At 66.7% G+C, this 18,920-nt stretch carries 20 protein-coding genes and 1 tRNA gene; 12 read left to right on the forward strand and 9 right to left on the reverse strand.

From position 1 onward, the window contains the following. Positions 1 to 7: 7 nt before the first annotated feature. Both AU192_RS16525 and AU192_RS16530 read left to right on the forward strand, forming a co-directional pair. Positions 8 to 463 carry an SRPBCC family protein gene (locus tag AU192_RS16525; RefSeq protein WP_064398058.1) on the forward strand — a complete coding sequence of 152 codons (456 nt, stop codon included), beginning with the start codon at positions 8 to 10 and terminating at the stop codon, positions 461 to 463. Continuing rightward, the gene (locus AU192_RS16530) at positions 447 to 986 is read left to right on the forward strand and encodes a TetR/AcrR family transcriptional regulator (protein WP_064398060.1); all 540 of its coding nucleotides are present in this window, start codon (positions 447 to 449) and stop codon (positions 984 to 986) included. The genes AU192_RS16525 and AU192_RS16530 overlap by 17 nt, the downstream gene beginning before the upstream one ends. A gap of 2 nt (positions 987 to 988) precedes the next feature. Here the strand turns inward: AU192_RS16530 and AU192_RS16535 are convergent, their stop codons facing one another. After that, positions 989 to 1,183, reverse strand: a complete 195-nt coding sequence (locus AU192_RS16535; protein ID WP_064398062.1) for a hypothetical protein — start codon at positions 1,181 to 1,183, stop codon at positions 989 to 991. A gap of 19 nt (positions 1,184 to 1,202) precedes the next feature. On the opposite strand from AU192_RS16535, the gene AU192_RS16540 reads away from it, so the two are divergent. The 3 genes from AU192_RS16540 to AU192_RS16550 all read left to right on the forward strand — a co-directional run bounded on the left by AU192_RS16540 (position 1,203) and on the right by AU192_RS16550 (position 2,972). Next, the gene (locus AU192_RS16540; protein ID WP_064398064.1) at positions 1,203 to 1,571 is read left to right on the forward strand and encodes a DUF488 domain-containing protein; all 369 of its coding nucleotides are present in this window, start codon (positions 1,203 to 1,205) and stop codon (positions 1,569 to 1,571) included. 32 nt (positions 1,572 to 1,603) lie between these two features. Continuing rightward, entirely contained in the window at positions 1,604 to 2,299 is a 696-nt protein-coding gene (locus AU192_RS16545; protein WP_064398067.1) for a hypothetical protein, read from the forward strand. A 64-nt stretch (positions 2,300 to 2,363) separates the two neighbouring features. Further along, the gene (locus tag AU192_RS16550) at positions 2,364 to 2,972 is read left to right on the forward strand and encodes a GNAT family N-acetyltransferase (RefSeq protein WP_064398069.1); all 609 of its coding nucleotides are present in this window, start codon (positions 2,364 to 2,366) and stop codon (positions 2,970 to 2,972) included. A 25-nt stretch (positions 2,973 to 2,997) separates the two neighbouring features. Here AU192_RS16550 and mbtN read toward each other — a convergent pair whose 3' ends face one another. The 5 genes from mbtN to crcB (AU192_RS16575) form a co-directional block, all read right to left on the reverse strand. Then, positions 2,998 to 4,173 carry a mycobactin biosynthesis acyl-ACP dehydrogenase MbtN gene (gene mbtN / locus AU192_RS16555; RefSeq protein WP_064398070.1) on the reverse strand — a complete coding sequence of 392 codons (1,176 nt, stop codon included), beginning with the start codon at positions 4,171 to 4,173 and terminating at the stop codon, positions 2,998 to 3,000. Next, the gene (mbtM, locus tag AU192_RS16560; RefSeq protein WP_064398096.1) at positions 4,170 to 5,717 is read right to left on the reverse strand and encodes a long-chain-fatty acid--ACP ligase MbtM; all 1,548 of its coding nucleotides are present in this window, start codon (positions 5,715 to 5,717) and stop codon (positions 4,170 to 4,172) included. Before mbtM ends, mbtN begins: the two co-directional genes overlap by 4 nt. Before the next feature lie 29 nt (positions 5,718 to 5,746). Further along, positions 5,747 to 6,016, reverse strand: a complete 270-nt coding sequence (locus tag AU192_RS16565; RefSeq protein ID WP_082695038.1) for an acyl carrier protein — start codon at positions 6,014 to 6,016, stop codon at positions 5,747 to 5,749. Positions 6,017 to 6,081: 65 nt separating this feature from the next. Further along, complete coding sequence (gene crcB / locus AU192_RS16570; protein ID WP_235629685.1) at positions 6,082 to 6,459, reverse strand: fluoride efflux transporter CrcB; 378 nt, start codon at positions 6,457 to 6,459, stop codon at positions 6,082 to 6,084. Next, positions 6,444 to 6,815, reverse strand: coding sequence for a fluoride efflux transporter CrcB (gene crcB / locus AU192_RS16575; protein ID WP_064398072.1), 372 nt, complete (start codon positions 6,813 to 6,815; stop codon positions 6,444 to 6,446). The genes crcB (AU192_RS16570) and crcB (AU192_RS16575) overlap by 16 nt, the downstream gene beginning before the upstream one ends. Positions 6,816 to 6,875: 60 nt before the next feature. Here crcB (AU192_RS16575) and pgm point away from each other — a divergent pair, with 60 nt between their 5' ends. The 3 genes from pgm (at position 6,876) to AU192_RS16590 (ending at position 9,957) form a co-directional block, all read left to right on the forward strand. Then, positions 6,876 to 8,510, forward strand: coding sequence for a phosphoglucomutase (alpha-D-glucose-1,6-bisphosphate-dependent) (pgm, locus tag AU192_RS16580; protein WP_064398073.1), 1,635 nt, complete (start codon positions 6,876 to 6,878; stop codon positions 8,508 to 8,510). Next, complete coding sequence (locus AU192_RS16585) at positions 8,507 to 9,829, forward strand: MFS transporter (RefSeq protein WP_064398075.1); 1,323 nt, start codon at positions 8,507 to 8,509, stop codon at positions 9,827 to 9,829. Before pgm ends, AU192_RS16585 begins: the two co-directional genes overlap by 4 nt. Positions 9,830 to 9,884: 55 nt before the next feature. Further along, positions 9,885 to 9,957 (forward strand) — tRNA-Ala (locus AU192_RS16590). A 169-nt stretch (positions 9,958 to 10,126) separates the two neighbouring features. Here AU192_RS16590 and AU192_RS16595 read toward each other — a convergent pair. Genes AU192_RS16595 through AU192_RS16605 form a run of 3 tightly spaced genes read right to left on the reverse strand, consistent with a single transcriptional unit; the run spans position 10,127 to position 16,250 of the window. Then, the gene (locus AU192_RS16595; RefSeq protein ID WP_064398077.1) at positions 10,127 to 14,353 is read right to left on the reverse strand and encodes a hypothetical protein; all 4,227 of its coding nucleotides are present in this window, start codon (positions 14,351 to 14,353) and stop codon (positions 10,127 to 10,129) included. A gap of 59 nt (positions 14,354 to 14,412) precedes the next feature. Next, complete coding sequence (locus AU192_RS16600) at positions 14,413 to 15,585, reverse strand: tyrosine-type recombinase/integrase (protein WP_064398079.1); 1,173 nt, start codon at positions 15,583 to 15,585, stop codon at positions 14,413 to 14,415. Continuing rightward, complete coding sequence (locus AU192_RS16605; RefSeq protein ID WP_131805086.1) at positions 15,582 to 16,250, reverse strand: hypothetical protein; 669 nt, start codon at positions 16,248 to 16,250, stop codon at positions 15,582 to 15,584. The genes AU192_RS16600 and AU192_RS16605 overlap by 4 nt, the downstream gene beginning before the upstream one ends. Positions 16,251 to 16,297: 47 nt before the next feature. Here AU192_RS16605 and AU192_RS16610 point away from each other — a divergent pair, with 47 nt between their 5' ends. The 4 genes from AU192_RS16610 (at position 16,298) to AU192_RS16625 (ending at position 18,615) form a co-directional block, all read left to right on the forward strand. Then, complete coding sequence (locus AU192_RS16610) at positions 16,298 to 16,516, forward strand: helix-turn-helix domain-containing protein (RefSeq protein ID WP_064398083.1); 219 nt, start codon at positions 16,298 to 16,300, stop codon at positions 16,514 to 16,516. Beyond that, positions 16,516 to 16,920 carry a hypothetical protein gene (locus AU192_RS25975; protein WP_235629683.1) on the forward strand — a complete coding sequence of 135 codons (405 nt, stop codon included), beginning with the start codon at positions 16,516 to 16,518 and terminating at the stop codon, positions 16,918 to 16,920. Before AU192_RS16610 ends, AU192_RS25975 begins: the two co-directional genes overlap by 1 nt. Continuing rightward, positions 16,910 to 17,395 carry a hypothetical protein gene (locus AU192_RS16620; protein WP_064398086.1) on the forward strand — a complete coding sequence of 162 codons (486 nt, stop codon included), beginning with the start codon at positions 16,910 to 16,912 and terminating at the stop codon, positions 17,393 to 17,395. The genes AU192_RS25975 and AU192_RS16620 overlap by 11 nt, the downstream gene beginning before the upstream one ends. Positions 17,396 to 17,613: 218 nt before the next feature. Continuing rightward, on the forward strand, positions 17,614 to 18,615 hold the full coding sequence (locus tag AU192_RS16625; RefSeq protein ID WP_064398088.1) for an AAA family ATPase: 1,002 nt from the start codon (positions 17,614 to 17,616) through the stop codon (positions 18,613 to 18,615). The last annotated feature ends 305 nt before the right edge of the window (positions 18,616 to 18,920 follow it).

Genomic DNA, 18,920 nt, shown 5'->3' on the forward strand with positions numbered 1-18,920 from the left:
TTGGTACATGATTACCGAGTGTGGCGCCGAGATCGACGCACCAGCCGCCGTCGTATGGGACGTGTTCAGCGATGTCGAGCGCTGGCCGGAGTGGACCGCCTCGGTGACCCGACTTGTGGCGTTGGACAGCCGGGAGTTGTCCGTGGGCAACAGGTTCGAGATCAAGCAACCACGGATGCCGAAGTTGGTCTGGGAAGTCACCGAGGTGACGCCCGGTGTCTCGTGGACATGGGTGCAGCGCTCGCCGGGCGGGCTCACGGTGGCCCGCCACCACGTCAGCCCCGTCAGTGCCGACTCGCGGGCGTGTACGCGTATCCATCAACGGCTCGAACAACGAGGTCCGGTCGGAGCGCTGGTCGGGTCGCTGATGCGGCCGATGACGAAGCGCTACCTCGACCTCGAGGCCGAGGGTTTGAAGGCGCGCTGCGAGCAACTGCACCGGCTTGATGGCCCGTCCGCCTGACGCCCGGCGTCGGCAGGAACTGCTCGACGGGCTCGTCGCGGAGGTCGCGCGCAACGGCATCGGCGACCGGCCGCTTCGTGATCTCGCCGCCGCGGTCGGCACCAGTCATCGCATGCTGCTGCACCACTTCGGGTCGCGTGACGAACTGCTGTTGGCGATCGTCGGCGAGGTCGAGCGACGCCAGATGGCGCTGGCCCACGACTTGCCGGTCGATCCCGCCGAGGCCATCGCGGCGATGTGGGCCAATCTACGAAGGCCCGATCTCCGCCCGTTCGAGCGGCTGTTCTTCGAGTGCTACGCGCGGGGAGTGCAGGGCGAGCAACCGTTCGCGCGGATGCTGCCTGCCGCGGTCGAGGACTGGCTGTCGCGAAATCCGAGTGGCACGGCTGACCCGGCGATGATGCGGCTCGGCCTCGCAGTGGCCCGCGGCCTGCTGCTGGACCTCGTCGCTACCGAGGATCTCGACGGCGTGGACGCCGCGGCCGCCGCGTTCGCCGACCTGGTCCGCGCACAGCGTCGATGACGTCAGTCTTCACTGCTTCGACGCTCGCCGATGAACGCGAGCAGCCGCGGGTCCTCGGAGGTGAACACGTCGACCTCCTCGCCGCCGTCGCAGCGCAGCAGCGCGACGGTCACACTGCCTTCGCGTCGCATCCGCACTTCCCAGATGGCGCCGGAGTCCTGCCATCGCTGCAGATCCGCCACTCGGTCCACCGCCATGCCCCTACCATCTCACCGCATGGGTGGCCGGCCAAGCGTCGAGGTTGCACGGGTCTATGACCCGCCGGGCGACCACGACGGCACCCGGGTTCTGGTGGACCGGCTGTGGCCGCGAGGAATTCGCAAGGACGATCCGCGGGTTGGCCGGTGGCTGCGGGCGGTGGCGCCGTCGACCGAGCTACGGCGCTGGTATGCGCACCGGCAGGAACGGTTCGACGAGTTCGTCGCCCGCTACACGGCCGAACTGGAAACCGAGGAGGCTGCGCAGGCGCTCGACGAACTGCGCGGCCTGGCGGCCGAAGGTCCGGTGGTGCTCACGACCGCAACCCGCGACGTCGACGGAAGCCATGCGGCCGTCCTGCGCGACCTACTGACCCGGGCGGCGTGAGACGATCGGCATATGCCGTCGAAACTGCCGCGATGACCGTCGTACTCGCCATCCGCTGCGCTGACGGGATCGCGATGGCCTCCGACTCGCAGATCACCGACCCCGAACGCGGTCTGAGCTATCCGGCTCAGAAGCTGCACCCGCTCGGAAAACGCGCCGCGTGGGGCGGTAGCGGGTCTCGTGCGGTGCTTTACGACCTCGAGCAGATCTTCGACAACGAACCGGACGCGATCGTGGAAGCGCCCGACATCGGCCATGCCCTGCAAGGTCGAGTCCTGCCGGTGCTCAAGCACCACTACGCGAACTTCATCGAAGACGTGCCTGCGGGTAAGCCCGGCGCAACCCCGGCCACCTACGTCCTCGCCGCGGGCTACGCGAACGGGGATCCGTTCATCGTCGACGTCGATCCACACGGGTTGATCGGCCGCTACGAGGAGATCGGTTTTCATGCGGTGGGCAGCGGATCGCCGATGGCCCAGCAGGCCCATGCGCTTCTGGCGCACTTCGAGATGGGCGAACGCAGCGTCGACTACGGCCTGGTCGCCGCGCTGCGGGTGCTCGACGCGCTGGACGCGTCGTCCCCGAGCGTCGGTGGGCCCATGGACCTCTGCCGGATCACGCCGGAAGGAGCCCGGCACCTCGACGAGGAGGCCGTCGCCGAGGTCCGGGACAATGTGCACCGGTGGACCGAACTCGAACAGCGGGCCCTCGACGACCTCTTCGACTGAGCGGCAGAAGTCCAGGCGGGGAAGGTAAGTCTTGCCTTAGTCGTTCGGGTAGGCTCGGCGGGCGATGACCGAGATCGACGATGCACCCACGCCCGTCCTTCCGCGGGAGCTGACCGACATCTCCGATGCGGTACGTGAGGTCGCGGCACCGCCCACGCCGGTGCTCGCCGAGCCGTACTTCGTCCGGCTGGCCGATCCGGACGCGGATGCGGAGATGATCTCGGAGTGGATGAACCGCCCGCACCTTGTCGAGGCGTGGGAGTACGACTGGCCGCCCGAGCGGTGGCACCGGTATCTGAGCGCACAGTTGGCAGGCGAGTACTCCAGGCCGTTCGTCGGCTCGTTCCGGGGGCAGCCGTTCGTCTACGTCGAGTTGTACCGGGCCGCCAAGGATTCGATCGCCCCGCGGTATGACGCCGAACCCCACGACATCGGGATGCACGCGGCGATCGCGGAGATGCGCTTCGTCAACCGCGGTATCGCGCCGATCCTGTTGCCGCGGTTGACCGCTAACGTCTTCGAGCTCGACCCGCAGTGCCGCCGCATCATGTTCGATCCCGACCACCGGAACAAGGGCGCACGCGATGTCTGCGAACACGCCGGCTGCGAGTTTCTCGGGGAGCACGACATGTCGAACCGGCGCATGGCGCTGTACGCTCTGCCGCGCGCGTAGCGGGCGGTGAACGGGTCCGGCCCCGTCAGGGCAGCTGGTTGAACTCGGCGTAGCCGTCGTGGTCGGGCTTCATCCCGGCGGCGACCAGCTCCCACAGCACCTCATCGGTGCCTCCGCCGACCCGGGCGAGTTTCATGTCCCGCCACCATCTTCCGAGCGGAGTCTCCTCGACGAGATAGCCGGACCCGCCGAAGAGGTGCATGCACTCGTTCATCACCTCTTCGCCGAGGCGGGCGGCGTTGACCTTCATCGCGGCGGCGGTGCGAAGGTCGAGCTTTCCGGTCGCGGCGATCCCGTCGAGCGCATAGCGCAGCATGTCGACGCGAGCCTGCAGGTCGGCCATCCGCAGCCGCAGCGCCTGATGTTCCCACAGGCTGTTGCCGAACTGCTTGCGAACCATCATGCGCGCCTGCGTGATTCCGATGACCCGCTGCACCGACGTCGACACCAGCCCCGCCACCGACATCCGCTCCTGAGCCAGTCCCCAGGAGATGGCGGCCAGACCGATGCCGGCGCGGGCGACCAGAGCGTCGGCGGGCACCCAGGTGTCGATGTGCACGGCGGCCGTGTCGAGAGGTCCGGCGCCGACCTTGCGGTAAGGCGTCTGAATCTCGCACTGGGCCAGCGGCACCGCTATCACCACGACGCTGCCGTGCTTGCTACCCGGATCATGGTCGACATTGCGGGCCACGCACATGACGTGGTCGGCGATCGGGGACAGCGAGACGAACTTCTTGATGCCTGTGACCTCGAAACCGTCGCGGACAGAACGCACTTCGGTGCCGACGATCTGCAGGTCGGATCCGCCCGACTGCTCGGAGGCGCCGATGCACAGCACGGCTTCACCGCGGATCGCCTGCTCGGCGATCTCCTTCAGATAATCCGACTTGCCGAAGCGGCGCAGGATCGCGATCGCCGAGTCGTGCAGTCCCACACCGACCCCGATACCCGCCGAGCCCAGCCAACCCAGCTTGCGGGCGAGCTCGATGACCTTCGCGACGTCGGGATGCTGTTGTCCCGGCGGCCACTTGGCGGCGAACACCCCGGTCTCGCCGAGGTACTCGATGAGTTTGCGCGGGAACCGTTCCGTCTCTTCGGCTTCCGCCGTCCACGCGGTGACGCGATCGTCGAAGACCCGCTCGAGCAGGTCGCGGTAGTCCTCGAGCGTCGGTGCGTCCGGTGCGTCGGCGGTGGCCGTCATCGGCTTGCTCCCTCCAACGTGCGCTTGACTTCGAGCCGGCGAAGCTTGCCCGACGAGGTGCGGGGCAGCGCACCGGGTTTGAGGAACACCACGTCGGCGGGCACCACGCCGCAGTGCGACGCGACACGGGCCACGATCTGGCTGCGGGCGCCGGGCTCGTCGTCGCCCTTGAACTCCGCGGCGATCACCAACCCGGGCCGCGCCGAGGACTCGCCGGTTCCGACGGCCACTACGCAACCGTCACGGACACCGTCGATCTCGGCGGCGATGCGCTCGATCTCATTGGGGAACACGTTGCGACCGGCCACCGTGATGAGCTCCTTGGCCCGGCCGCAGACGACAAGTCCCTCGTCGGTGAGATAGCCCAGATCTCCGGTGGGCAGCCACGCGTTCCGGTCGATCGGGGCCTGGCCGACGTATCCGGTCATCAGCGACGTGCCGCGGACCTCGACCTCACCGACCTCGCGACCGGTCACCTCGGTGGTGTGGTCGGCGTCGGTGTTGATGCGGATCTCCATGCCCGGGATCGCATGTCCGAGGATCGCGAAACGGCGCGTGGTCTCGTTGCCGTCGCTGACCACCTGTACGTCGTCGACGCGAAGGCCGGTGAACGGCTGGGGAACGCTGACCGCACAGGTGGATTCGGCCAGCCCATAGGACGGGGCGAGGGAATTGGGGTTGAACCCGAAGCGCGCCATCTCGTCGGCGAAGCGTTGATAGCCGGCGCAGTCCACCGGTTCTCCGCCGTTGAGCGTGAAACCGAGGTGACTGAGGTCGAGGTCCTTGACGAGCCCCGCGTACTTGCCGATCAGATTGAAGGCCATGTTCGGCGCCGCGGTCATCGTCGCTTTGCTTTCCATCAGCCACTGAAGCCAGTTGAACGGGGAAGCGGCGAATGCCGACGTGGGGGCCTGCCACAGGTCGGCCTGGCCGAGCGTCGCGGTCAGCAGGAAGGCCAACCCCATGTCGTGGTAGATCGGCAACCAACTGTGCAGTCGGGACCGGTCGTTGACGTTGACCCTCTCGATCAGCCCGCGCAGGTTGGCCAACGACGCAGCGGGCGAAATCTGTGCCGTGCGAGGGCTTCCCGTCGACCCCGCGGTCCCCTGCAGGATCGCGACGTCTGCGGTGCCGGGGCCACGGAAGGATGTGGAGCGGCGCGGGTGGCCGACCGCGAGGAGGTCGTGAACGGCGATCGTGTCCGCGTGCTTGCTCAACAGCGCCAGTTCGTCACCGTGGCTGAACACCGACGTCACGCCGATGGAGGCGAACCGGTCCAGCGTGGTCTGAGCCCACTGTTCGGGATCGGCGCGCCGGATGGGTCCGGGCAGGATCGACAACCCGGCGCCGGCGAAGAACGCGCCCGGAATGGCCGCGACGAATTCGACGGTGGGTTCGCCGACCAGGCCGACGGCTTTCGCTTCGTCGTCGGCGATTCGCTCGGCCACGTTCTCGGCACGCGCGTGGACCTCCTGCCACGGATGGTGTGCCCACGTGCCGGCTTCCGTGTCGAGGACGGACAACGTCGTCGAGGCCCCCGACATCGCCGCCGACAGGGCTGCGGCGAGCTCGGTCACGAGTTCGTGGATGCGGCAGTCGATTTGGCCAGGATGGCCGCTTCCAGATCGCCGACCGTGTCGCAGCTGAGCAGGTCTTCTTCGCTCAGCGCCACGCCCAGCCGGTCCTCGATGGCCACCATCCCCACCGCGAACGCGACCGAGTCGAGGCCGACGTCGTCGATCAGGCGGGAGTCGCGGGTGACTCGTCGGACGTCGACGTTCATGTCGTCGCGCAGGATCTCGGCCAGCGCGACGCTGACGGCTTCTGGAGTAGACGGGTTCACGGCACGCGACGGTACTACGTCGGATCAGGTAAGGCTAGGCTTACCCCTGCTGCTCGCGGACAATCTCACAGCCGTGTTCCGATCCACATTCCCAACGCCGCGGCCGCGATGCCCAGCGCCAGGCTGACGACGATGTTCGCGATCGCGAGTCCGATGCGGCGGTCCGCGCCGAGTTCAAGGGTCTGCAGCATCCAGGTCGAGAACGTTGTGTACGCGCCGAGGAGCGCCACACCGGCCAGCAGTGCGGCGGTAGGGCCCAGTTCGAGGCCGGCGAGCAGGCCGAGCACCAGCGCGCCGGAGATGTTGACCACGAAAATGCCCGATGGGAACGCCCCGCTCAGCCGGTGTGACACGGTGCGGTCGACAAGGAAGCGCAGCACCGCTCCGACCCCGCCGAGGACCGCGACGCCCAGCCACACCGCGACCGTCATCGTCGCGCCCATTCCGATGCCACCCAGGCCGCGGCGAGACCGGCGACGATGCTGGCCGACGCATATCCGGCCGCCAGCGCGAAATGTTCGCGCTCGATCATCCTGAGGATCTCGACCTGCATGGTCGAGAAGGTGGTCAGTCCGCCGCAGAAGCCGGTGCCCAGCAGTGGGCGGCGGTAGCTGTCGTCGGGGAGCCGCGTGGCCACGTATCCCAGGACGAAGGCCCCGACGATGTTCACGGCGAACGTCGGCCAGGGCCAGTGCCCGGCTTCGGGCGCGACGAGCGTCTCGATCGCGGCACGGGCCAAAGTGCCCAGCGCACCGCCGACGAACACGGCGAGCACCTCGCGGCCGTCGTAACCAAGCACAAGCCAGAGTATGGCCGCACCCGAGCGCGCCGCATGGCGACAAGGAGCAGAATCGGGTACATGGCGCCCCACCCCCGAGCCGGAAAGCCGGCCCAGCCCGAGGACCTCATCGACATCGCTTCGGTGGTGACGGCGTACTACACCCGAGAACCGGACCCCGAGAACGTCGACCAGCAAGTGGCGTTCGGCACGTCCGGGCATCGCGGTTCCAGCCTCGATGCGGCGTTCAACGAGGCGCATATCGTGGCCACGACGCAGGCGATCGTCGAGTACCGCGCCGCACAGGGCACCACCGGTCCGCTGTTCATCGGCCGCGACACCCATGCGCTGTCCGAACCGGCCTGGGCATCGGCGTTGGAGGTGCTGGCAGCCAACGACGTTGTGGCCATGATCGATTCGGCCGATCGGTACACGCCGACACCGGCGGTCAGTCACGCGATCCTCACGTTCAACCGGGGTCGCGAGGGCGGCCTGGCCGACGGGATCGTCGTCACGCCGTCGCACAACCCGCCTCGGGATGGCGGATTCAAGTACAACCCGCCCACCGGCGGGCCCGCCGACACCGACGCCACGGGTGCGATCGCCAAACGGGCCAACGAACTGCTGCGTGACGGGCTCAAAGGGGTCAAGCGGGTGCCGCTGGCGCGGGCACTGCAGAGCGCGCAGCGCCACGACTACCTCGACGCCTACGTCGCGGATCTTCCCAACGTCGTCGACCTGCACGCGATCAGCGCCGAGAAGATCCGCATCGGCGCCGACCCGCTCGGCGGCGCGAGCGTCGACTACTGGGGCGCGATCGCCGAACGCCACAACCTCGAGCTGACGGTGGTCAACCCGCTGGTCGACGCGACGTGGCGGTTCATGACGCTGGACACCGACGGCAAGATCCGGATGGACTGCAGCTCCCCGAACGCGATGGCATCGCTCATCGCCCACCGAGACCGGTACCAAATCGGGACCGGAAACGACGCGGACTCCGACCGGCACGGAATCGTCACCCCAGACGGCGGGCTGCTCAACCCCAACCACTACCTGGCGGTCGCGATCGATTACCTGTTCTCGCACCGGCCGTCATGGCCGGCGTCGACCGCGGTCGGCAAGACGGTGGTCAGTTCGTCGATCATCGACCGGGTGGTTGCCGGGCTGGGCCGCGAACTGGTCGAGGTGCCGGTGGGCTTCAAGTGGTTCGTCGACGGATTGCACAACGGGACAATCGGTTTCGGTGGTGAGGAGAGCGCGGGGGCGTCGTTCCTGCGTCACGACTGGTCGGTGTGGACGACCGACAAGGACGGCATCATCCTGGCGCTGCTGGCTTCGGAGATCTTGGCGGTGACGGGTGAGACGCCGTCGCAGCGCTACGACAAGCTGGCCGAGAAGTACGGCGCTCCAACGTATGCGCGCGTCGACGCGCCGGCCGACCGCCAGCAGAAGGCGCGACTGTCCAAGCTGTCGGCGGAGCAGGTCTCGGCGACCGAGCTGGCCGGTGAACCGATCACGGCGAAGTTGACGACGGCACCGGGCAACGGGGCACCGCTGGGCGGACTGAAGGTGACGACGGAGAACGCGTGGTTCGCGGCGCGGCCGTCGGGCACCGAGGACGTCTACAAGATCTACGCCGAGTCGTTCAAGGGGCCCGAGCATCTGGCGGAGGTGCAGGAAGCGGCGCGCGAGGTGGTCAATAAGGTCATCGGGTGAGTTCTGAACCCGAGGGCGACAGCTCGACGGGGCCCGATGCGGCGGGGGCCGACCAGACTGAGGCCGACCAGACTGGGGCCAACGAGACGGAGGCCAAGCCGAAGCTCCCGCGCGAGGTCTGGCTGCTCGTCGGCGCCAACGTCGTGGTGGCACTGGGTTACGGCGTGGTGGCGCCCGTGCTGCCGCAGTACGCCCGTCACTTCGGCGTGAGCATCAGCGCGGCGACGTTCGTCATCACGGCGTTCGCGTTGATGCGGTTGATCGCCGCGCCGCCCGCCGGCTTGCTCGTGCAGCGGCTGGGGGAGCGTCGGGTCTACATCAGCGGCCTGATCATCGTCGCGTTGTCGACCGGGGCGTGCGCGTTCGCGCAGACGTACTGGCAGCTGCTGGCGTTCCGCTCGCTGGGCGGACTGGGCTCGGCGATGTTCACCGTGTCGTCGCTGGGGCTGATGATCCGGATATCGCCGGAGAACGCGCGCGGACGGGTGGCGGGCCTGTTCTCGACGGGATTTCTGGTCGGCTCGGTCGGCGGGCCGGTGTTGGGCAGCCTCACAGCGGGTTTCGGATTGGCGGCGCCGTTTGTGATTTACGGTGCGGCGCTGCTGGTCGCGGCGGGCGTGGTGTTCGTCAGCCTGCGCGGCAGCACGCTGGCGGCGCCGGAGCAGACTGCGGAGGCGGCGGTCTCGATACGTCAGGTGCTGCGCCACCGCGCCTACCGTGCGGCGTTGTTCTCGAACTTCAGCACGGGGTGGGCGGCGTTCGGGCTGCGCATCGCGCTGGTTCCGCTGTTTGTGGTTGAGGGCCTGGGCTACGGGGCGGGTGCGGCGGGTTTGGCGCTGGCGACGTTCGCGATCGGCAACGTCTCGGTGGTGATTCCCAGCGGGTATCTGTCCGACCGGATCGGTAGGCGCAAGCTGCTGATCGTCGGGTTGACGGTGTCCGCGGTGTCGACGATTCTCGTGGGCTTCACGACGTCGCTGCCGATCTTCCTGGTCGCGGCGTACATCACGGGTGCGGCGACGGGCATCTTCGTCTCGCCGCAGCAGGCGGCGGTGGCCGACATCGTGGGGAACAAGGCGCGTGGGGGTACCGCGGTTGCGGTCTTCCAGATGATGGCCGACCTGGGTTCGATCATCGGATCGCTGGTGGTGGGCCAGATCGCCGAGCAGACCTCGTTCGGCGCGGCGTTTGTGGTCAGCGGGGCGATACTGGGGTTGGCGGCGCTGGGATGGGTGTTCGCACCGGAGACGCGCGGCCGGCCCGCAGAGCACACGCCGGCTCGTGCAATCGGCCCCGAAGCCGGTGGAGAGGTGCCTTAACCAGCGATTTTGAGCGCTTCCCGCAGGTGGTGTAACTTCGATGGGCACGACTTCAGGGGCTATGGCGCAGCTGGTAGCGCACCACACTGGCAGTGTGGGGGTCAGGGGTTCGAGTCCCCTTAGCTCCACCCAAAGGAAACCCCCTCCGACCATAGATGGGGCGGGTTGCATGATTTGCGGGCCGGGTCGGGGCAGCGCGCCGAATGTCCTAACTCTGTCCTATCGCGGACGAGAATACCGCCGAAATGGCGGCCCGCAGGAAGACTGAGTCATTGCGGAATCCGTTCGGAGGTCGTGTCACAGACCTTGCGATTCTTGCCCTGGAGTGTCGCGGACCGGCGTCTTCTTGCGTGACCAAGAGCTCGGCGTGGGAAGGTTGCCGTTCACTATAAGGACCTCGACCAGGCTCGGGGCCTCGGGATTGTCGAGTCCGTGCAGCCTCGGTTCGAGTGCGAACAAGTAGTTCTCAGGGGTACCGATTGGCAGCTGCTTTGAGCTCATGTCCAGGATGGCGAGGATCGAGAGCTGAGCTCCGTCGGCGGCAGCGTACTGCGTCGGCTGGCCGACATATTTCGGCGCGGACTCTCTGGTTACGGGCGTCTTGCGCTCGACTTTTAGCTCCGCGGTGATGCCGTCGTGCCGCACGTCGAGGTAGCCCAACGCAAGAGGGTTGCCGCGTTCGACTCGGCCGCCGAGCTCCGGGTCGGCGAGCAAACGTTCAAAGAGGTCGTCGTGAAATTCGCGTTCTGTTACTCGGGTTCCGCGGCGATACTTTCGTTCCCATGTCATGGCCAAGCCGGCGCGACAAATCCCGGTGAACAAGCGGCAGAACGCCCGCAGTTGGCCATCGTCGAATCCAGCGCGGGCAAGGCGGTCGTATTCGGCTAGGAGACGCTCGTCGAACACGGGATAATCTGTCGCCCGGTCGCGCGTCTCGTCGTAGGGCCGCAGCCGCAGTTCGCGGTGGCCGGCGACGTCGAGCGTCTGCTTGCGCGGTTTGCCGTCGACCTTGCCGCTCCACGTCAGTCGCACCATCAGCGGGGGCGCAGGCTTGCCAGCTGCCACTTTGAACCGAAGCGTCACCGATCCCGACTGCTCATAGGTCTCGCCGTCGCCCACGTGGTCGCCGCGTGACCAGCTGAACGTCGGCACCGTGATCTCGGCAGGGGTCAGATGGCTTAGTAATTCCCCGTCCATCCGGTCCGCCCACTGCGGCCATTCACCGGGCTGCACGCGCACCGACAGTTCGTAGACACGCTGGTCCCGAAGTACTTCGGGCCCTGTGATCAGCCGGCCGTCCAGCGAAGCCAGCACGACCGCGACTGGCGCCTCGTCTTCCGCCGGTTCCGGCGGGGTCTCACCGGGACTACGGCGACCTGCGAAGCGATTCCCTTCCGGCCCCGCGACAACCGTGACGGGCAGCGGCAGCCGTGCCCACGCGGTGAGCAGCGGCAACGTCGGCGAGCCAGGGTCTGTGTTCTTCGCGGCCGCCACGAGTTCGAGGAGCGGCGCACCAATCGGGTCGTCGATCCCTAGCCGCTCCGTGATATCAGCGGTGATCAGCTCACACCGCAGCGCGGCCGCCTGCCCGTGTGACGACGTCTTTTCGGTGTCGGCATTCAGCGCGGCGGCCTGCGCTCGCAACAAATGCGAAACAACCTCACACAAGCCGGCGACGGACCGTAGGTAGGCGCCCGTCGCCGTCGCCCTCATACCTGCCCGCGACAATGCTTCGCCCGCTGCCGAGAACTCGTCAGCCCGCGATGCGATGCTCTCCGTTGGCCGTGATGCGTCAACAAACCCGGCATCCATCAGCAGACGCCGCAGTGCCAACGTCGCACGAACCGCGTTAGTGACGAATGCGATCGAATCTGAGTCGCGCTCGTCCACCAGCGCCGTGGCGGCCGCGCTCGCGTCGTCGGCGTGTGCGCTCCACTCACCGCCCGCCGTCGCCGCGGCATCGGCGCGGACGGCCGATGCAAGCATCTCGAGAAAGGACCGCTGCCCCGCGTAGGCCCGCTGGTCCGGCGTCGCTTCGAGTAGAGCCGACATCATCGCACCGGCATCGGCCAATCTGCCTGACCGCCAGGCCACCTCAACGAATTCAGCGGCCGCGACCGGGCTATCGGGACCGAACGTAAGCGCCGCGGCTGTCAAATCCGCGGCAGGGAGCGACATCAGTCCCGGGCCGCACGCGAGAAGCACCTCGATGTCGGAGTCGCCCCAGCCATGAGAGAAATCAGCGAAAGCTGGTTCTGCGGCTTGACGTAGCCGCAGCGACGCCATTCGAGCGGATCGAGTGACCGTGGTGCCCCACGTGTTGTGCTGCAGCACGTCCCGCAGGTCGTACGCATCGAGCGACGCAGCAGCGTCTAATCCTTTACTCTCCGCGACCTCGCATACCCCGTCGATGTCGAGCCTGGAAGACAGCGAGAGCATCGCGCTGATCGCGTCCTTGAGGACCTTGGCATGCTCGCTGCCGCTGATACTTTCGACGATCATTGCCGCATAGGCGAGCAGACGCACTGCCGCGTCGGGGGACCACATGAGAGTCCCTGCCGCCTTCAGGACAGAGTGGATGACCGCGACATACGGGTCGGCGGTCAGCGCCGGCAGTAGATCCTCAAGCGTGGATGGCAACGGATGACGGCGCGCGATCGCCACCCACGTATCGATGGCACGTGCTCGCGTTCCCACCTCAGACCCGACAATGTATGTGTGGAGAACCGGCAAGATTGCTTGCAGCACACCACTTTCCGTACCGTGTGCGGCGCCGATCTCACCGAGAACCTGTAGTAGATACCAGGCGACGTCGGCCCCGCGCTCGCCGTCCCGCTCATCGGCTATGACGTCGATTACGGCGTTACACGCGGCGACTGCGTCATTTGCCGCGACGAACTTGACGGCGTCGCCAAGTCGCCCGATGGCCCTACCAAGTGATAGCTCTTTGCTCCAAGCCGTCATCATCTTCAACGCCGGCGGTTCGTCGTCGATCACGGTCAGCGGCGAGACCTTCGATGCCTTCTGCCGGTCCACCAACCCCAAGACGGCACCGAGAACGGCCGCCAGCTTCTCCTGCATTGCGGCGGGGCGCTCTTCTGCGAGGCGCTCTATCAGCTCGGCGGCGTCATCGATAGCCTCGCTGCCCCAGTCGCCGCCGAGGCGGCCCATCGCCATCTCGAAGAGCTCGTCGGTCACCGACCCCGCACGGGTGGCGTCAGGCACCGGGTCGCCGGTCTCACGCCAGTAGGGTTTCGCCGCGACGAGGTCGGCAGTCACCCTGAGTACTCGTAGCAGCCGCTCGCCCAGGAGGCCAGAACCGCGAACTCCGGCACGAACCATCGAACTCGACACGTCACCTACGCCGAGCACGAACATCACCGCCAACGCTCGCTCGATTTCGCGCAACCCGTGGTCATCGAATCGCTCAAACTCATCTGAAGCTAGTTGCAGGACAAGGGAATCGACCAGTCCAGAGGCCAAACTTGGATGGGTCCCAGCGAGTATTCTGATAGCACCCGCGGCCGAACCCATCAGAAGCTGGGTCACATGTGGTCTAGGCGCGGCCGCCCCGGGCGGGAGATGCAGAACAGTGTGCGTCTGCGGCCCCGGTAGCAAGTCCCTTAAGACCGAAACCAGTCGATCAGGAACCAAGGCGGCAACGGCGAGCAGGCTGACCGGGTCGCTTCCCTGACGGCGCCGGGAGAACGGGTCGCGCATCGGCGAGCCAGCCAAAGCGACTGCCGATCGACACACGTGTTCGTCAAGGTCAGCGATGTCCGCGTGTTCGGCCAGATCGGCAAGACACCGCCCCGCCGGTCCCGATGCGGCCTTGCGCATCACCGTCATGGCCGCGCGGACGACTTGAGATCCGAACTCGGGCCGCGACAGGGCGACGATCCGCAGCGGATCCAGAAGCGCCGGCGACGCCCATCCGCGCTCGACTAGATCCACGCCGTGGGCGATCACGTCCGGAGTGAACGTCTCAGCAGCGCGCTCGGCCAACGCTTTCAGCCGCGCGAGAGGGGCACGATCATCCTCCTGACGGTCACCGGCCGGGTCGCCATCGAGTTGCCCAATGTCGGCCAGCGCGGTCGCCATCATGTCGTCGCAACGCGCCATCAACCCGCGGCGCCTTTGGGACCGCGCTTCCCATTCCGTGCGTAGCGCTGCCTTGCGCGCGACCTCACGCTCGCGTTCAGCAACAGCGTTCTCGTCGACGGCGGCTATATAGCCGGCCAGAGTCGGGAGAACGCCGCTGGGGCGTTGTTCCGCGCAACCTACGCAGTTCTCCCGATAGAACACCGGCACGGTCATCTCAAGATTCGACCCGATCAGGTGGCCGCGAGCCATGTGGCACCGAACCTCGCGCGCGTTGATCGGAAGGCCCGTTGCCTCCTCAGCCATCCCCTGGCCGCTGCTCTGGACGAACTCGATATGGGTGCAGTGGTTTTTCGCCAGGGCAATCACGCGCTGGTTGCGGACGCCCATCTCCAGAGCACCGTCCCAAACGTGATCCTTCATACACCCATTTTGCCTGCGGATCCCGACAAGGTAGTGAGCGGAGAATCATGACGCCGGTTCTAACTTTGGCCTACCGCGTTTGCTGATAAGACCGCTGACGCTGCGGTCAGCCGGTCGTCGGTGACCCGGCCATACACCGCTTGGGTCATGCGTTCGGTGTGGCCGTGCCACGCGGCGACGACGTCGGCGGCGATGCCGGCTGCGCGCATCCGCGAGATGTTCGAGTGCCGCAACTTGCCGAGCGTGATCGCCTTAAGCCCGGCCGCGCTGCGCTGGGCGGCGAACTCGCGGCTGTACTCGCGCACCGGCAGCGGCAACCCGTCGGCGCGTGACAGCAGCAGGTCGGTGTCGGCCAGCGGCCGGCCCACCGCCAGGCGTTCACGCAGATGCGCCGCGCGCATCGCCTTGAGCATCGCGAGTTCGCGCGGCGGCAGCGGAAGATCCCGGGCCGACCGTTCGGTCTTGGTCGGCACGATCGTGTCCTTGCCGTTGACATCGACCCGGGACTGCCTGATCTGCAGCGTGCCCGCGTCGAGGTCGATGTCGGACCAGCGCAGCCCGCCGACCTCCTCCCGGCGCAGGCCGAGCAGGGTCAGCGCGAAACACCCGGCGAGCCGGTGCCCGGCGATGTGATCGAGGAACGCGGTCATCTGGGCAGGGGTCCAGATGTCGTCGGCCGCGGTGGCGGTGATCGACTTCTGCTCGGGGGACTCAAGGTCGGCTGACGGGTCATAGGTCAGCCAGCGCATCTTGCGCGCGTGGGCCATCACCGACTTGACCCGGATGATTGCGCGCCGCTTGGTGGCCGGCGCCAACGCCTGGCCGGCCTTGCCGGTCAGCGCGGCCGACCAGTTGGCCAGCGCGGCGGGGGTGAGCTTCTGCACCGGCACTGCGCCGAACGCGCGCCGTGCGTAGGCCAGTGACTCGCGGTCGGCGCGGATTGTATTCGGACCCACCGACGAATCCGCGGCGCGCACGGTCAGCCAGTGGTCGGCCACCTCGTCGAACGTCCGGGTCGATTTCGGCGCCCACGTGTGCCCGCTCCACTCGTTGCGCTGCTCGGTCACCCAATCCTGCGCGGCCTTCTTCGTGGCGAACACCTTGGTCGGCCGCACCTGCTTCCCGGTCACAGGATCGGTGCCCAGCGTCGGCCGGGCCCGCCAACCACCACCTGGCAATTTCTTGATCGAACTGTCCGTACGCTCACCACGCTGCCGAGATTCGTCGGTCATCGGCCCGCTCCCTTTCCTGGTTTACCGCGCAGCTCACCGCTGCGAAGAAAACTGTTGTCCTCCGGTGACTTTCGACGCCGTTCACACGCAAGCCTGCGCCACCGCAGGACTGTCTTCTCGGGTGCTAGGTGGCTGACCAAGCCGGCGTCCCTCATCCAGGTGGCGATGTAGCCGTTGAGGGGAGCTTCGTAGTTGTCGACCGATGGCGGCGCCGATTGTTTCCCCTGGCGTGCCGAGCGGGTCACTTCGCGGAGGAAGTCATCAGTAATGAGCGTGGGGCGGCCTGGTCGCCTGACTTGCTTGGGCTGGATGGCCGGTTGGATCTCTATGCCCTCGTCAACGGTTGGCGATGCGACCCGCTCGGCGAACTGCGCGATGGGAACAGATTTCAAGTCCATGTTGGTGATCGGAACATCGACTTCGCGTTTGCGCGAACGCATGTGGAAATCAACGATCTGCGGATTGCCGTCCTCGTCACGTATCACGCGCACGGTGAACCGGAATTTGCCGCCCGGGATGGTCAGAATTCCACGTTCGCCGGGGAGGAACCTGCCGACCTCGATTGGCGGCTTGTCGGCGCCGTCCGGGTTGTCCCGAAGCTCGGTCACGTACGCCGGCGGCAGCGGCATGAAGCCAACGCGGGAAACGGGCTTCTTAGACGGCATGTTTGTGAGCGTACCAACAGCGCGAAAACTCCGCAACACTGAGCGGTATGGACACCAACGCACCAACCGAATCCGTACCTACATTGGACGAACTGCGTAACGGTCCGCCGACGATCAGCGTTGAGCGTGCCGGCAAGGTCCTCGGCGTCAGTCGCGCTTACGCCTACGCGATGGCCCGCGACGGCCGGCTACCCACGATTCGACTCGGCGCCAAGCGGTTGCGCGTCTCAGCCGTGGGACTGCTGCGGATGCTTGAGGCGCAGTGATGACCGGCCACCAAACAGGGCCGCCCCCAGGAAGCGAAAGGCCGGCCCCGCCACAGGACCGGCTTTCACATCGCGTCACCACCAACGCCACCAAGTCTACCGCCGCAGCCAACAAACCGGGCGCCCACAAGTCACGTGATCGCCGGCGCCGCGCTGCCGAATACCGATCGCCGCGCCTGAACTGTGGGCATCGCGATCCGTGGCTCTGCGACTGCAACACCGGCCCTTTCCTCAGCGACGTCCGGGCCGACGCGGCGATCGCCGCCGCCGAAACCCTTCTTGCCCTGGGAACCCCGGGAATCTTCGACGCCGATCGCTGCCGCGCGATGTGGCGCCGCGGACGGCGTGACCTCGCCGCATCGAGCCACAGCTACGCAAACCCCGAGGAGCATCATGGCCGATAGCGTTGACCCCTGCGACGAATCCGACCGCGTTTTCGCCGAGCGGATGCGGGAGCGCCTCGACGAGATCGACCGCGCTCGCGACGCCCAGCCTGAACGGCTCGCCGCGGCGCGTGCTGAGGCCGACGAAGCCCGCGGCTGGTCCCTTATCGAGGAACCGTTCGAGGTCACTCTGCCCGGCGTCACCGCCCGCGAATTGTTCGGCGCCCGACTGTGTTTCGACGTGCTTGATTGCGGCGACGACGTGGACCAGATCGACGAAGTTCTCGCCCGGCTGTTCGCCACCACGGGCGGGGACACCGGCGTGACGATGCTTGTTATGTCGGTCGCGCTGTCGGCTGCCGCCGCCCTGGTTGATCGGCTGCTCAACGAGATCGAGCAGCGCGGCGGCGACTGGGACGCCCGGGTGCGGCTCGCGCAGGCTCGAACCAAGGCCTGGCGCGATCGTTTCGCTGAGCACGAGGGGCGCGGACCATGAGCACCCTCCCCATTTGTGCCGCCTACTTACACCAGGGCGCACTGCGACGCCCCTGCCCCATGTGCGGCGCCGGCCCAAACCAGTGGTGGCTCAACCCGCGCGGCCAGCACCGTCGGGTGCCCTGCGTCCTGCGGGTCCACTCCGGCACCCGCCCCGGACCTGAAACACCCCCAGTCACAAGTCGCCTCGGAACCCCTTGAAGAAGAACGGAATCACCGTTGAACATCACCGCCACAGCCTCCGAGGCCACCGACACCGACATCCTCGCCGGCATCCGTAACGGCACCTGGCTCGACACCCAAACCTTCCCGCCACTGCAGTACGCGGTCGACGGCATCGTGTCGGAAGGTTTGAGTATCATCGCCGGCCCACCCAAAGTCGGAAAATCCTGGTTCGTCGCCAACATCGCCCTGGCGGTCGCCTCCGGAGGCCGCGCACTCGGCCGCATCCCCGTCAACCAACGCCCAGTCTTCTATTTGGCCCTCGAAGACGGACACCGCCGCCTACAGGACAGGTTCCGCCAAATCATGGCCGGCAACCCACTACCCGACGGACTCAATTACGTCATCAAAGCCCACTCCTACGAGGTGATCCCGATGATCACCGAATTCCTGACCAGACATCCTGGCACCGCCCCACTGGTCATCCTTGACACCTTCGGCAAGATCAAACCCCGCCGCCGCCCCGGAGACGACCCATACCAACTCGACTACGCACTCGGCACCGCACTCAAAGACGCAATCGAAAACCAACCCGGCGCATCACTATCCGTCGTCCACCACACCCGCAAAGCCGAATCCGCCGACTTCGTCGACTCCGTATCCGGAACCCACGGCATCGTCGGCGCCGCCGACTCAGTACTCACCCTCAACCGTAAACGCCACCAAACCAACGGCATCCTCGCAGTCACCGGCCGCGACATCCAAGAAGCCGAATACGCCCTCACCACCACCGACGGCATCTGGATCCTCGACGGAACAGACCTCATCACCGCCAATGCCGCAGCCCAAACCCGCCGCGAAGAAGGCCAACTCGCCGACCGCTCCACCGAAATCCTCACCATCGTCAACAACCGCCACACCGAAGAACTCGTCACCGTCGCCGCCGACATCGCCGAGAAGATCGGCATCGACCAGAACCAGGCCAGCATCTACCTCGGCCGCCTAGCCAAATCAGGCCGCATCGGCAAGCTCAGCCGAGGTGTCTATAGAGGTGCGTAAATATCGTAAACAGTGTTTGAAAGTACCCCTCCAACAAACACATACAACACAAACAACACACCCCAGGTATAGGAGAACCCGATGGCCGACAACGCCGTCGGCAGGCGAGGACTTCTTCCGGTCTGGGAAAGGATGTGAACCGCCCTGGTTCTGCCGGAGGCTCGATCTATTGGATTGCGACCAGGGGCTGGTCGCTCCGTTGGGCATCGTAGAACGTGGCCTCGAACTTGAAGTACCCCAGGTTTTGTTCCTACTCGGTTGCGAGGGCCGGGGTTGGCTGGCTCGCAGGTTGTGAGGTGCCGGTG

It is taken from the genome of Mycobacterium lehmannii (assembly GCF_001499925.1).
GTDB lineage: Bacteria > Actinomycetota > Actinomycetes > Mycobacteriales > Mycobacteriaceae > Mycobacterium > Mycobacterium lehmannii.

Coding starts and splice junctions, on each gene's coding strand:
- AU192_RS16525 (WP_064398058.1), top strand. CDS start 8: ATGATTACCGAGTGTGGCGCCGAGATCGACGCACCAGCCGCCGTCGTA.
- AU192_RS16530 (WP_064398060.1), top strand. CDS start 447: ATGGCCCGTCCGCCTGACGCCCGGCGTCGGCAGGAACTGCTCGACGGG.
- AU192_RS16535 (WP_064398062.1), bottom strand. CDS start 1,183: ATGGCGGTGGACCGAGTGGCGGATCTGCAGCGATGGCAGGACTCCGGC.
- AU192_RS16540 (WP_064398064.1), top strand. CDS start 1,203: ATGGGTGGCCGGCCAAGCGTCGAGGTTGCACGGGTCTATGACCCGCCG.
- AU192_RS16545 (WP_064398067.1), top strand. CDS start 1,604: ATGACCGTCGTACTCGCCATCCGCTGCGCTGACGGGATCGCGATGGCC.
- AU192_RS16550 (WP_064398069.1), top strand. CDS start 2,364: ATGACCGAGATCGACGATGCACCCACGCCCGTCCTTCCGCGGGAGCTG.
- mbtN (WP_064398070.1), bottom strand. CDS start 4,173: ATGACGGCCACCGCCGACGCACCGGACGCACCGACGCTCGAGGACTAC.
- mbtM (WP_064398096.1), bottom strand. CDS start 5,717: ATGTCGGGGGCCTCGACGACGTTGTCCGTCCTCGACACGGAAGCCGGC.
- crcB (WP_235629685.1), bottom strand. CDS start 6,459: ATGGGCGCGACGATGACGGTCGCGGTGTGGCTGGGCGTCGCGGTCCTC.
- pgm (WP_064398073.1), top strand. CDS start 6,876: ATGGCGCCCCACCCCCGAGCCGGAAAGCCGGCCCAGCCCGAGGACCTC.
- AU192_RS16595 (WP_064398077.1), bottom strand. CDS start 14,353: ATGAAGGATCACGTTTGGGACGGTGCTCTGGAGATGGGCGTCCGCAAC.
- AU192_RS16600 (WP_064398079.1), bottom strand. CDS start 15,585: ATGACCGACGAATCTCGGCAGCGTGGTGAGCGTACGGACAGTTCGATC.
- AU192_RS16605 (WP_131805086.1), bottom strand. CDS start 16,250: ATGCCGTCTAAGAAGCCCGTTTCCCGCGTTGGCTTCATGCCGCTGCCG.
- AU192_RS16610 (WP_064398083.1), top strand. CDS start 16,298: ATGGACACCAACGCACCAACCGAATCCGTACCTACATTGGACGAACTG.
- AU192_RS25975 (WP_235629683.1), top strand. CDS start 16,516: ATGACCGGCCACCAAACAGGGCCGCCCCCAGGAAGCGAAAGGCCGGCC.
- AU192_RS16620 (WP_064398086.1), top strand. CDS start 16,910: ATGGCCGATAGCGTTGACCCCTGCGACGAATCCGACCGCGTTTTCGCC.